Source organism: Bacillus kexueae (assembly GCF_022809095.1).
Lineage (GTDB): Bacteria > Bacillota > Bacilli > Bacillales > Aeribacillaceae > Bacillus_BZ > Bacillus_BZ kexueae.
In genome coordinates, this window is sequence record NZ_JALAZE010000006.1 from 168,978 (window position 1) to 180,581 (window position 11,604).

At 36.5% G+C, this 11,604-nt stretch carries 8 protein-coding genes, 17 tRNA genes, 1 rRNA gene and 1 pseudogene; 3 read left to right on the forward strand and 24 right to left on the reverse strand.

Features of this window, described 5'->3' with window-relative positions; translation table 11 throughout:
* Positions 1 to 41 precede the first annotated feature (41 nt).
* Complete coding sequence (locus ML543_RS11850) at positions 42 to 713, forward strand: B3/B4 domain-containing protein (protein WP_243387608.1); 672 nt, start codon at positions 42 to 44, stop codon at positions 711 to 713.
* A gap of 130 nt (positions 714 to 843) precedes the next feature.
* On the opposite strand, the gene ML543_RS11855 is transcribed toward ML543_RS11850, so the two are convergent.
* Together ML543_RS11855 and ML543_RS11865 are read right to left on the reverse strand one after the other, a co-directional pair.
* Positions 844 to 917: transfer RNA gene (locus ML543_RS11855), tRNA-Gly, on the reverse strand.
* Positions 918 to 2,073: 1,156 nt separating this feature from the next.
* A pseudogene (locus ML543_RS11865) lies at positions 2,074 to 2,430 on the reverse strand (CAP domain-containing protein); the annotation flags it as partial.
* Positions 2,431 to 2,597: 167 nt separating this feature from the next.
* On the opposite strand from ML543_RS11865, the gene ML543_RS11870 reads away from it, so the two are divergent.
* Positions 2,598 to 3,089, forward strand: coding sequence for a hypothetical protein (locus ML543_RS11870; RefSeq protein ID WP_243387610.1), 492 nt, complete (start codon positions 2,598 to 2,600; stop codon positions 3,087 to 3,089).
* A gap of 10 nt (positions 3,090 to 3,099) precedes the next feature.
* Here the strand turns inward: ML543_RS11870 and ML543_RS11875 are convergent, their stop codons facing one another.
* A complete protein-coding gene (locus tag ML543_RS11875) occupies positions 3,100 to 3,801 on the reverse strand; it encodes a DUF554 domain-containing protein (protein ID WP_243387612.1) in 702 nt (233 codons plus the stop codon).
* Positions 3,802 to 3,932: 131 nt separating this feature from the next.
* Here ML543_RS11875 and ML543_RS16945 point away from each other — a divergent pair, with 131 nt between their 5' ends.
* Positions 3,933 to 4,067, forward strand: coding sequence for a hypothetical protein (locus ML543_RS16945; protein ID WP_279326656.1), 135 nt, complete (start codon positions 3,933 to 3,935; stop codon positions 4,065 to 4,067).
* 67 nt (positions 4,068 to 4,134) lie between these two features.
* Here the strand turns inward: ML543_RS16945 and ML543_RS11880 are convergent, their stop codons facing one another.
* From ML543_RS11880 to rrf, 21 genes are all read right to left on the reverse strand, one after another.
* Positions 4,135 to 4,317, reverse strand: a complete 183-nt coding sequence (locus ML543_RS11880; protein WP_243387614.1) for a hypothetical protein — start codon at positions 4,315 to 4,317, stop codon at positions 4,135 to 4,137.
* A gap of 229 nt (positions 4,318 to 4,546) precedes the next feature.
* Positions 4,547 to 5,053 (reverse strand): hypothetical protein, encoded by a 507-nt coding sequence (locus tag ML543_RS11885; RefSeq protein ID WP_243387616.1) that lies wholly within the window; start codon positions 5,051 to 5,053, stop codon positions 4,547 to 4,549.
* A gap of 178 nt (positions 5,054 to 5,231) precedes the next feature.
* Positions 5,232 to 6,266, reverse strand: a complete 1,035-nt coding sequence (locus ML543_RS11890; RefSeq protein ID WP_243387618.1) for a zinc-binding dehydrogenase — start codon at positions 6,264 to 6,266, stop codon at positions 5,232 to 5,234.
* Positions 6,267 to 6,965: 699 nt separating this feature from the next.
* A complete protein-coding gene (locus tag ML543_RS11895; RefSeq protein ID WP_243387619.1) occupies positions 6,966 to 9,278 on the reverse strand; it encodes a HelD family protein in 2,313 nt (770 codons plus the stop codon).
* A 588-nt stretch (positions 9,279 to 9,866) separates the two neighbouring features.
* A tRNA-Leu gene (locus ML543_RS11900) sits at positions 9,867 to 9,949 on the reverse strand.
* A 27-nt stretch (positions 9,950 to 9,976) separates the two neighbouring features.
* Positions 9,977 to 10,065, reverse strand: a tRNA-Leu gene (locus tag ML543_RS11905).
* Positions 10,066 to 10,078: 13 nt separating this feature from the next.
* A tRNA-Cys gene (locus ML543_RS11910) sits at positions 10,079 to 10,152 on the reverse strand.
* Between the two features lie 7 nt (positions 10,153 to 10,159).
* Positions 10,160 to 10,234: transfer RNA gene (locus ML543_RS11915), tRNA-Gly, on the reverse strand.
* Positions 10,235 to 10,283: 49 nt separating this feature from the next.
* Positions 10,284 to 10,358, reverse strand: a tRNA-Gln gene (locus ML543_RS11920).
* A 21-nt stretch (positions 10,359 to 10,379) separates the two neighbouring features.
* Positions 10,380 to 10,455 (reverse strand) — tRNA-His (locus ML543_RS11925).
* A gap of 9 nt (positions 10,456 to 10,464) precedes the next feature.
* A tRNA-Trp gene (locus tag ML543_RS11930) sits at positions 10,465 to 10,538 on the reverse strand.
* A 5-nt stretch (positions 10,539 to 10,543) separates the two neighbouring features.
* A tRNA-Tyr gene (locus ML543_RS11935) sits at positions 10,544 to 10,628 on the reverse strand.
* A gap of 11 nt (positions 10,629 to 10,639) precedes the next feature.
* Positions 10,640 to 10,712: transfer RNA gene (locus ML543_RS11940), tRNA-Thr, on the reverse strand.
* A 10-nt stretch (positions 10,713 to 10,722) separates the two neighbouring features.
* Positions 10,723 to 10,798: transfer RNA gene (locus ML543_RS11945), tRNA-Phe, on the reverse strand.
* Positions 10,799 to 10,813: 15 nt separating this feature from the next.
* Positions 10,814 to 10,889, reverse strand: a tRNA-Asp gene (locus ML543_RS11950).
* An 11-nt stretch (positions 10,890 to 10,900) separates the two neighbouring features.
* Positions 10,901 to 10,977 (reverse strand) — tRNA-Met (locus ML543_RS11955).
* Between the two features lie 157 nt (positions 10,978 to 11,134).
* Positions 11,135 to 11,210 (reverse strand) — tRNA-Val (locus tag ML543_RS11960).
* A 3-nt stretch (positions 11,211 to 11,213) separates the two neighbouring features.
* Positions 11,214 to 11,288, reverse strand: a tRNA-Glu gene (locus ML543_RS11965).
* Positions 11,289 to 11,298: 10 nt separating this feature from the next.
* Positions 11,299 to 11,390: transfer RNA gene (locus ML543_RS11970), tRNA-Ser, on the reverse strand.
* Between the two features lie 4 nt (positions 11,391 to 11,394).
* Positions 11,395 to 11,469 (reverse strand) — tRNA-Asn (locus tag ML543_RS11975).
* A gap of 8 nt (positions 11,470 to 11,477) precedes the next feature.
* Positions 11,478 to 11,590 (reverse strand): 5S ribosomal RNA (gene rrf, locus ML543_RS11980).
* Positions 11,591 to 11,604: the final 14 nt, after the last annotated feature.

Sequence of the window (11,604 nt, forward strand, 5' to 3'; positions counted from 1 at the left end):
TATGATAGAATGAGTTCAGTCATTTTTAGGAGGGATATTTAATGGAAATGAAGATAGATACTTCCATTAAACAAGTCATTCCATCTTTTAAAGTCGGTATGATTCATTACCGAGGCATTTCAGTGGACGAGTCCCCGCAAATGTTAAAAGGACGACTTCGTTTATACCAAGAAAAAATCTACTTCGATTTAGAAACAAAAAAAGTTACGGACGTTGAAGGCATAAAAGAATGGCGCGAGCTGTTTAAAAAGATTGGAACAGATCCAAGTCGGTACCGTCCGTCCCACGAAGCAATCTTTCGTCGCATTCAAAAACAACAATATTTACAGACTATTCATTCCGCTGTGGATTTAAACAACTTCTTCTCGCTTCAGTACGAAATTCCGTTTGGCATTTATGACGCCGATCAACTAACTGGAGATATTACACTCCAAATTGGAGATGAAGGACTTGAATATGAAGCACTTAATGGACGAATCGTGAATATGCATCACAAGTTGGTCACTTGTGATACAACAGGACCATTTGGTAGTCCAATTGTTGATTCAAAACGGACAGCCGTCCAACTCTCTACAAAAAATGCCGTTCAAATTATTTATTTACGACCATCCATGCAAATAGAAGAAGCAACAAAAATGATAAACTCCATTTCTAATATGTTTACACAAATACATGGTGGCGAAGCCAATTACGAAATAATTACATGTAATTAATAGCTGTAGGCGGACCGGGCGATGATTCGCCTCGTCCTGCTTACATAACCTTAAACGTTTTTCTTTCATAATAAAAAACGCAATGCTTCGTTTTTCGATTGAAACGAAACACTGCGTTGATCACTATGTATGGAGCGGGTGATGGGAATCGAACCCACGACATCAGCTTGGAAGGCTGAGGTTTTACCACTAAACTACACCCGCATCATTCGGACAATTATTATTATATCAAACAAACAATATTTTTCAACAGGAAATTTTAAAAATCGACAAATTTTTATTTCCTTTATTTACTTATTATCTTAATAAATACTTCATAATTTTTCAATAAATATTTAATTAACTTTTGAACCGTCACCCCTTTCATTAATTGTATCCCAACAATCTTAAAAGAAAGGGTAAAAATTCAAGAAAAAGTAGAAGGAAATCTTCTCAGAAAGCTGAAGAGGTATACGACACCCATTTTGCGTATTGGAAAAAATAAAGGAAGTTGTTTTATGAGAAATTACATGAAAATGACACTTTTACATTTTATAGTAGTATTCATATCAATTGGGTTATTTGGCATGTACTGGAATGTGGGCATAACCGTTAAAGTTTCTTTTATCGTTACTTGTATTTCTATGATGATGTACATTTTGTTCGGTATCATATTCTTTAGTTCAGTTTTAAAGGATAATATAAGACCTCTTGTTTTTTTCTTATTAACAAGCATGCTTATAAGCATGTTCAAGACAAAAATAATTCCCCTATACTATTTGTTTAACCTCCCGTTTATTTACACATTGGATTGGGGAATTCATTTACCTTTCATCATTGAGGAAGTATTGATATTACTCCTACCTACTTTTTGTATTTTCACAGGAGTGTTTCTAAAATTTATTACGAAAAATAAGCTATACGTAGATCATTAGTTTATCCAACAAATTCGAAGTATGATTAGAAAATACAAAGTCCGTTACCTAAACGATAACGGACGACCCTTTTATCGGACATATAATCCTTGTCCAACGTATAGGGTATGAATAGTTTCATCTTGTGGGTTTAACAATTTCAGTTCTGTTAACGTCATGCCGTAGCGTTGGGCAATTTTCCATGCCGTGTCACCACTTTGTACTTTGTAAACATGTGCCCTTACACGTACTTTTTGTCCTACTTTCAAGTAGCTTAAATTAGATATATTCGGATTTAACACTTTCATTTGTGACAAGGAAATCCAGTTATTGATGGCAATTTTCCATGCGGTATCGCCACTTTTAACAGTATAATATTGCCAAGAAGGTACGCTTGGACTTGGATCATAGCTCTTCTGTTCTGGAGCAGGCGCAGGTGTTTGGGTTTTAGCTCCTGTATCAGAGTAAATGAACATTTGTACCCAATAACCGTTATAATAACCTACACCGATTTGATTGAACTTCGTGCTTAAAATATTTGCGCGGTGACCAGAGCTATTCATCCAGTCATCCATCACTTCCTGTGGACTTCGCTGCCCTTTTGCAATGTTCTCACCTGCAGCCGTATACTTAATTCCATAACTTTGCATCATTTGGAATGGAGACCCGTATGTTGGCGAAGTATGAGAAAAGTAATTGTTATTATACATGTCCTTTGCTTTGTCTTCAGCTACTCTCGATAATTCCGTTGAAAAGCTTAACGGACTTAACCCGCGAGAGGTACGCTCTTGATTCACAAGCTGAGCGACTTGTTCTTCAAAGGAAGCCGCAAGCGCTTTTCCTTGAATAAATGCTGAACTTAACAAGAGGAAGATCGTCATTAAAGTTATAATTTTTCGCTTCATAGTCACTCTCCTTTCTACAAGAACTATTTTGTCCTGTCATTAGCTTTTCAACATGTTATATATTGGTAACCGAAAGGGATGGTATCGTGAAAAAATGGATGTTGCTAGCCATGGCTTTAGCAGTTGTCACCGCATGCCAAGCAAATGAAACGGAGGTAACGGAAACAATGGGAGAAAAAAGAATGGATCAAAAATTGAAACAAGCACAAATTGAAGCTCCTCATGCTATGCCACCTTTCGACGAAATTCCAATTGATAAACCTGAATATAATACGATTCAACAAATGTTAAGCGATATGGTACGTATACTCCAGCCCCATTCTGAAGAACAGTCAATTTTCCCTTCATCCTTAGAGCTTGAAAACCATGTCGCTACTTCCACTTATTTATATACTGTTTATTTTCTAACTTTCGGTACTATTCAATCAGAAGAAATGAAAAATGACATCCTTCGCTTGCAAAAATACGCTAACGCCGTCAAGGAAAATAAAGACATTGAAGCGCACGAAAAACTTTTTCAAACCTTTCAAGCATATTTAACAACATTAAACGAAAAATACAAAAAGGAAGAGGAATAATCCCTCTTCCTTAAAAGAACTTTATTGAAATAATGGTGATGATAGCTACAACAATAATTCCAGGAAGCAAATTGGCTACTCGAATTTTCGTTAACCCAAGTAAATTTAGTCCAATTGCCATAATCATAATGCCACCTGTCGACGTTGTATTGGCGATAAATGTATTTAACACTTCTTCTGGGGCAATTTGTTGAATTGTACTTGCTAATAACGTAATCGACCCTTGATATAACACAACAGGAATAAATGAAAATAAAACCCCTATTCCTAAAGATGCCGTTAACAAAATGCTTGTAAATCCATCAATAATTCCTTTTGTGATGAGAACACTATGATTTCCGCGTAGCCCACTATCTAATGATCCGACTATTGCCATTGCTCCAACAACAAAAATGAGCGTCGCCGATACAAAACCTTTCGCAATATCCTCCTCTTTTCCTTGCGAAAACTTTGTCTCCAACCATTTCCCGACACGATTGAGTCCATCTTCTATCCTACACAATTCTCCAATGACCGCTCCTAACACAAGACTAATTAACACAATGAGCATTTCATCGCCGGTAAGCGCCATTTGAAGACCAATTACTACAACAAATAAGCCGATTACCTGCATCGTCGTTGCTTTTATTCCCTCAGGCATGCGATACAAAAACTTTCCGATAATGGTCCCAATAATAATACAAATGCCGTTGACAATCGTTCCGAGTAACATCCTTCACGCCCACTTTCTCTTCCAAATTACTTCACAATAGAAAAATTCTATCGAGTTTTCACCATTTGGGCAAGATGAAATTTCGTATTTCGAAACGATGGTTGGACACAATAATCATCGAGGTGATAGCAATGGTTGAAAACAAACAGGCAAATTCTAAAAACATTGATGACTTTCGACAAGAAGAATCGAAAAATCCTAAGATCCAACTTAGCTTACAAGAGGAATTTGGACTTTTGAACCTTGATAAACAGAGAAAAGAATAAAAAAAGCAGCTTATCAGCTGCTTTTGAAGTAGAATGCAATTTGATTATTGTCTACGAATGTAACGCGTCATAAATTCTCATTTTGTTGTCTTACTTCCTCTTTCCCTAACATCGTATTCGCAGCCTCTTGGCGAACATGCTCATCTACTGAGTTGCCCGATACTCTTTCTTTATTTAAATCATCGGTTTGAATTGTATATTCTCGTTCATATGATTCGGGATGAATACCGTTTTCACGTTTATCCTTCATATTTCCAACTCCTTTTCAATTTAGTATTTGTAAGAATGTTGGAGATATGTAAGGAAACTATACCGTTAAACCACCTAAATATTTTGTCTGGACAAGTAATAGTAATAAATTGTAAGATGATTTTCGTCATTAGAAGTTCTGCAAATAAGGCGAAAAGAGAAAATATCAGTAAAAAAGGGTGCAATTCACACTCCTTGGATTTAAATTAACTTTATAATCAGCTATGACCTTAATAGTCCTCTAATAGGGCTAACAGCTTATCTGACTTATTGATGAAGGATTCCCAATCGTTACTAATTGTCATGTTCATTCCAAAACCAACATCTTGAAGTTTTGATTGTAAATCTTCAAAATCACTTTTGTCACTTTGAGATAATACACTGAATTTATACAATCCATCGTGGGGGTATTGTCTCAACGCATTATTCAGACGCTCCATTATCATACGATCATTATTTGAAAGCCAACCTGAGTATTTACCACTATTAGTTGCTACTTCTAATCCATTTAAGACATCTCCTAATTGAGTTGTCACTAAGTTGGGTTCAGGCCAATTCTTCATTTTTTGTTGTTCTATTAAACCATCAAGTTCAACAAGGTTGTATTGCACTTCTGAATAAAATAGTTCTCTATGAACTAAACTCAATTTCATATAACCAATAATCAAACACACTACTAAAACTATGTTTACCAATAATGAAAGACCAAAGATGGCTTTTTGTTTTTTACTCATCATACTCCCCCCCTATATTTCCAATATAATCATTCACAGAATTCCCAATTAATCACAAGAAGTTCGCTTCATATTAAGCGAACTTCATCAGATAATCTGTTAAATTTAAAACCATGCTTTTTATCTAGTTCCGTTAATTAAAAGGTGATACAAAAGGTGTAATAAGTTTGTAGGAATGTGCTCACGGAAGCAAAACAATCTTTCCTAATTTCCCTGCATTTTTGAAATATGTTTGAGCTTCTTTTGCTTGCTCTAGTGGAAAAGTTTTCTCAATTACAGGTGTAATTTTCCCTTCTGAAATAGCTTGTAATAGCCGTTTATATTCTTCTCTTGTCCCTAATACAGACCCGTACATTGTAATATGTTTTAAGTACAGCGTGCGAAAATCCAATTCTGTTTTTTGTCCACCTGAAGATCCTGATGTACAGAACTTCCCGCCATTCTTTAGGACTTTCAATGAGGTAGAAAATAAAGCATCCCCTACGACATCCAATACGGAATCGATTGGTCCTCCGTTTACTTTAATAATTTCTTCTGCAAGCTGATCACATTTGTAAGACAATACATGAGTAGCTCCAAGCTCTTTCATCTTTTCCTCCAACGCTAAATCACCGACGATGGCAATGACCTTTGCGCCAAAAACTTTTGAAGCAATTTGTACATTTAAGGAGCCAACACCCCCGTTTGCCCCCGTTACCATGACTGTCTCACCTGGCTTGATCTGAATCTGTTCTACCATGTGCCACGCCGTTAGACCGCTCACTGAAAATACGGAGCTTTCAGTGTACGTTGGTAGCGGCATCTCGAAACAAAGGTCTGCCGGCCACACGACATATTCTGCATAACCTCCGTCATATTCCGAACCGATAAAGGACATGTCCTCTGAGATATGCTCACTTCCACTTTCGCCACTCGATGTAAATGGAAAGAGTACCACATCCTTTCCAATTAACGATCGGTCCACATCATGACCAACTTTCACGATTGTCCCTGCTATATCAGAGCCCGGAATCCGAGGAAATTGCACGCCTTCTGGACGCCATCCTGACTTTTCATCCTTCCCGTACGCCCCTTCCCGCATCCAAATTTCTGTATTGTTAATCGCACACGCCTTCACTTGTACGAGCACTTCATTCTTCTTCGGTACTGGAATGGGTCGTTCCACTACCTCTAACTTATCAATATCACCATACCCTGTCACTTGTACTGCCTTCATAAAAAATCATTCCTTTTTTCAACTAGTTTTACATTAATTTTGATAATGTTTAGATAAATTTTCAAACATTTTGGATGGGCTATTCGTTTATACCCGATTAGGCAGCGATGTAAACATATTTGGAAGTAATAATTAGGACATGACAATTTATTTAATCATTGTAATCTAACGTATTTTAATAGAATCTTCCTTTTTACACTTAGGATCTGTTAGTTATAATTGAATTAACAATCTAGCATTAACCGAATTTTGGATGGAGGACTGTAAATGATTATCAAAGCAGAGTTAATAAACCAGCCATATTCAGGGGAGTTTAACGAAAAAATATATGATATTTCAAGCACACGGAACTCTCGAACTCTCTCATTCCAATTTATAGGATAACACTAATTATTAAATATTATTGAGAAGATGAGAATATATTTGTATAAGATAATTCTATGATTTTCTCAATATCGATTGAAATCGAACAACGCTTGAAAATGGATTAGCATTTGATCATAATATAATTAATAGCATTTAATCACATAAGTGTATAGAATAAAAGATGAATATTATAACTTGAAACAAAAAACTCGAATAAAAGACTTATTATTTTAATGTCTATTATTCGAGTTTTTATTCTAAAGTTACATAAAATGATTCTAAATAATTATATTTTTATTACGATAGATCTATCCTAATTTTTTAATGTACTAATTATAATATATCATCGAATTTCGAAACTACTTTTGGTTTGGATTGAATAAGCCCTTCTAGCAAATGTGAAGGACTATTCTGATAAAATACCCTAAGCTCTTTTTGAGCACGAGTAATTAGTACATAAAGTAACCTAGTATACAGTTCGTCCTTTGGAAAATTTTCTTCATTTATGTTTACCAATATTACTGCATCAAATTCCATCCCTTTACTGTAGTAAGAAGTGAGAATTGAAATTGACTGATCAGTTACTTCCTTCTCTGGATGTACATAGACAACTTCACTTTTATATTCTTGTTGTAGATAATTTGCCAATTTAATTGCCTTTTGTTCATCTTTATGTATAATAGCGATTCTTCTATAACTTACTTTCCATTCTCTAATTGTTGAAATTATATTCTCAATAAGTTCTTGTCCTGACGTCACTTCAACAAACTGTACCGGAGCACCTTTTCTATTTACTGATGAAATTTTCTGAAATGAAGTAGGGTTATGATTTTTCAAAACTGTATTAGCTACTTCAATAATTTGTCTAGTAGACCGATAGCTAGTATCTAATGTAAGAACTGTATCACGTTCTCGATCAAAAATAGAATCCATTAAATTATCCCAATCATTCTGACCGTATCCCATATAAATACACTGATCTTTATCTCCTAGAATTGTCATAGTTTTTGTTAATTTTTTTAGGACAGCAAAATGTAAATAACTAAGATCTTGTGCTTCATCAACTACAATATGAGTATATTTATAGGTATTATCGTATAATAATAAATAAATATAAAATAAAGGCGGTAAGTCAAAGTATGTAATTTTCTTTAACAAGTATCCCTTAAATAAATCTGGTACATCTTTGTCAACTTCATGGTTAAACGCACTTAAGACTTCGAATGTTAGTACTTGTTTATATATTGAAACTATTTCTGGTAGAATCATTTTCTCTTTCCAAGTAGAAAATGATTCCTTAAATTCATTTTTTAGTTTGCGTATTTTGAATTGGTATATAGATTTAATTCGTTCACTTAAATTAATGTACTCACTTTGTGTTATTCCTCCGTTTTTCAAAAAACTGTTAACTATAAGTTCGTACTGCTTTGTTAAATCGACAATTTTTTGGTCCATTATATGTTTGAAATGGTTTTCTACATGTTGAATAAAACGTTCTACTTTATTCCCAAACGGCAAATAACTGTACCCATCAAATATTTTCTTTAACTTTTCTTTATCTAATCGCTCGTCAAATATAACGATAGGTGTAAAACGATGTTCATATTGACTTTTCATTTCTTCAATAAAAATATCTAATAAAAGAGCTAAAGACTCCGAGCCCTTAAATTCTACCCTTTTTCGTTCAAGCTCTTGTTGATCATTAAATAATATATCCTCAAAATACCAATTATATGTTAGATCGACTTTATTATTAAGTATTGATTTTAAAGAATTTATTGTTAGTTGATGAAAGGTCATTTGTTGAATACCTTCCAAATCTAACTCTGGAAGCAAATCCTTAAACGAACTAATAAATAATTTTGAGGGACCTAAAATTAATATACTTTCTGGTCTAAGTTTTTTGTTGTTAAATAACAAAAATGATAATCTATGTAATGCAATAGAAGACTTACCAGAACCTGCAACACCTTGAATTACAACATTTCTATCAATTGGTTGTCTAATTGCCTTATCTTGTTCTCTTTGTATAGTTGCAATAATCTCTTTTAGGTATCCAGTTGTCTTACCTTGTTCTAGTATTTCTCTTAAAAAATTGTCATTAATTGTCTGCTCTTCACCTTCCTCCGAGAGTGTAATGTTCTGGCTACTGTCTTGCTTAGCAACTTGCTGAACAATCTTTTTTATCTTTTTTTTAATGATTGTAAACTCCCTTTTTCTAACTACTTCTACAGTTATCTTATTACTTACCCTTCCATTATTTTGCTCCACTTCATATACCTGTTTAGGTTTACCTGGAGTAAAATTATAATAAACAGATGCTATGGGCATCCTCCAATCTACTACAATTAGATTTTCATTTTTATCCCTAATTCCCTGCTTTCCAATATAGAAAGTCTCTTCTCCTTCTTCACCTGAGAAAATATCGAAGCGTCCAAAATATGGCTCTTCTTTAGCTTTCTCTAAAATCTCTTGATCTTTTTTACCTCTTCTATAAGCTATTTCATCACCTGCTAAGTTAGTTCTACTTCTAAACAAATTATTTTTTTGCTCAAGTAGTTCCCAAATGTAATAGGTCTGGTCCTCAACTTTTTGAATAGTATTATCTAATTTATCTTGCTCATATTTTAATTCCTCTTTATCCATGTCAGCCTGCACCCCCAATTTGTTACATACCATGAAATTTTATTAAAATACCTTCTAAAGTACAAACTTTCTATATCAATTATTTTACAATTTTTTCATTATTAAGTTAAGACTTATTAAAATACTTCTATATTTACAAAATTTATAGCACAAACAAAATGATTCTATTTCATAAATTTTATGAATGGTTTTCATCTATAATTATCGCATAATTTATTCACAGCTATCTTTAGGCCCATTAATCTAATATAAAATTGATAAATTGAAGATTTATCTTCTATTGGATAGATCTTGGCCCTGAGAATTTATTGCATTTATGAGGAATTCAAATGATCCTTTCAACCATTGAGCATTTTTAACAAGTTGTTTTTCACACGAGATACAGATTATCATTTCAATAGAAGATATAAGTGGGGTTTTAAAAAAAGATATTAGCACCAAATTTTTCGAATTATAAATTAAATTTAGTTATTCTTCACATGCAAGGTATTAATGCCTTTATAAATCCCCTCCACCTATCTTTGTTCCAAAAACTTGTAAACAAAAAAGCTCCTACTCATTTGAGTAAGAGCTTTAAAATTAAATAAATACCTGAGGCCGGACTTGAACCGGCACGCCATCGCTGGCAGTGGATTTTGAGTCCACCGTGTCTGCCATTCCACCACTCAGGCAAAAAGTAATATATAAAAAAAAAGACATGGTGCCGAGGGCCGGACTCGAACCGGCACGGTAGTCACCTACCGCAGGATTTTAAGTCCTGTGTGTCTGCCAATTCCACCACCCCGGCAGTTGTCTATGTATGGAGGCGGCAACCGGATTCGAACCGGTGATAAAGGTTTTGCAGACCTCTGCCTTACCACTTGGCTATGCCGCCATACAATTGGAGCGGAAGACGGGATTCGAACCCGCGACCCCCACCTTGGCAAGGTGGTGTTCTACCACTGAACTACTTCCGCACTTTGAATAATGTATACTATGCACTTGTAGAATATATGTTAAAAAAATTGGCTGGGCTAGCTGGATTCGAACCAGCGCATCACGGAGTCAAAGTCCGTTGCCTTACCGCTTGGCTATAGCCCAATAATATCATATGATTTCACATGGGGCGACTGATGGGAATCGAACCCACGAATGCCAGAGCCACAATCTGGTGCGTTAACCACTTCGCCACAGCCGCCATCGTAATTGGCAGGGGCAGTAGGAATCGAACCCACACCGGAGGTTTTGGAGACCTCTGTTCTACCGTTAAACTATGCCCCTATAAATGGTGGAGGGGGACGGATTCGAACCGCCGAACCCTGAGGGAGCGGATTTACAGTCCGCCGCGTTTAGCCACTTCGCTACCCCTCCAAAAAAGAGAGTGCCGGCGAGAGGACTTGAACCCCCAACCTACTGATTACAAGTCAGTTGCTCTACCAATTGAGCTACACCGGCATGTTAAAAATGGTGGCTCGGGACGGAATCGAACCGCCGACACAAGGATTTTCAGTCCTTTGCTCTACCGACTGAGCTACCGAGCCGAATAATATGTTAAATGGCGGTCCCGACGGGAATCGAACCCGCGATCTCCTGCGTGACAGGCAGGCATGTTAACCGCTACACCACGGGACCTCTCATTATTTTGGTTGCGGGGACAGGATTTGAACCTGCGACCTTCGGGTTATGAGCCCGACGAGCTACCAGACTGCTCCACCCCGCGACGATAAATAATAAACATCAATGTATTATTATGCTAAAAATTATCCCTTTTGACCGTCCCACTCTCAGAATGAAATCTCAAGTAGTTTCTCGAGTGGTACGCTGGAGATTATTCAGTGAAGCTTATTCGTTCGTGCTCCACCCCGCGATAATAATTATGGTGGAGGATGACGGGATCGAACCGCCGACCCCTTGCTTGTAAGGCAAGTGCTCTCCCAGCTGAGCTAATCCTCCATATGGTGACCCGTACGGGATTCGAACCCGTGTTACCGCCGTGAAAGGGCGGTGTCTTAACCACTTGACCAACGGGCCATGTTTGTTATGGCGGAGAGCAAGGGATTCGAACCCTTGAGACGGCGGTGACCGTCTACACGATTTCCAATCGTGCTCCTTCGACCTCTCGGACAGCTCTCCAAGTTGGCTCCGCAGGCAGGATTCGAACCTGCGACCGTTCGGTTAACAGCCGAATGCTCTACCACTGAGCTACTGCGGAATAATATCGCCTGGCAGCGTCCTACTCTCACAGGGAAAACCCAACTACCATCGGCGCTGAAGAGCTTAACTTCCGTGTTCGGTATGGGAACGGGTGTGACCTCTTCGCTATCGCCACCAGACACTTATTTAAGCA

What these genes read in the sequence shown, in the direction of transcription:
- ML543_RS11885 (WP_243387616.1), bottom strand. Translation starts at nt 5,053, where the DNA reads ATGATGAGTAAAAAACAAAAAGCCATCTTTGGTCTTTCATTATTGGTA.
- ML543_RS11850 (WP_243387608.1), top strand. Translation starts at nt 42, where the DNA reads ATGGAAATGAAGATAGATACTTCCATTAAACAAGTCATTCCATCTTTT.
- ML543_RS11875 (WP_243387612.1), bottom strand. Translation starts at nt 3,801, where the DNA reads ATGTTACTCGGAACGATTGTCAACGGCATTTGTATTATTATTGGGACC.
- ML543_RS11880 (WP_243387614.1), bottom strand. Translation starts at nt 4,317, where the DNA reads ATGAAGGATAAACGTGAAAACGGTATTCATCCCGAATCATATGAACGA.
- ML543_RS16945 (WP_279326656.1), top strand. Translation starts at nt 3,933, where the DNA reads ATGGTTGAAAACAAACAGGCAAATTCTAAAAACATTGATGACTTTCGA.
- ML543_RS11895 (WP_243387619.1), bottom strand. Translation starts at nt 9,278, where the DNA reads ATGGATAAAGAGGAATTAAAATATGAGCAAGATAAATTAGATAATACT.
- ML543_RS11890 (WP_243387618.1), bottom strand. Translation starts at nt 6,266, where the DNA reads ATGAAGGCAGTACAAGTGACAGGGTATGGTGATATTGATAAGTTAGAG.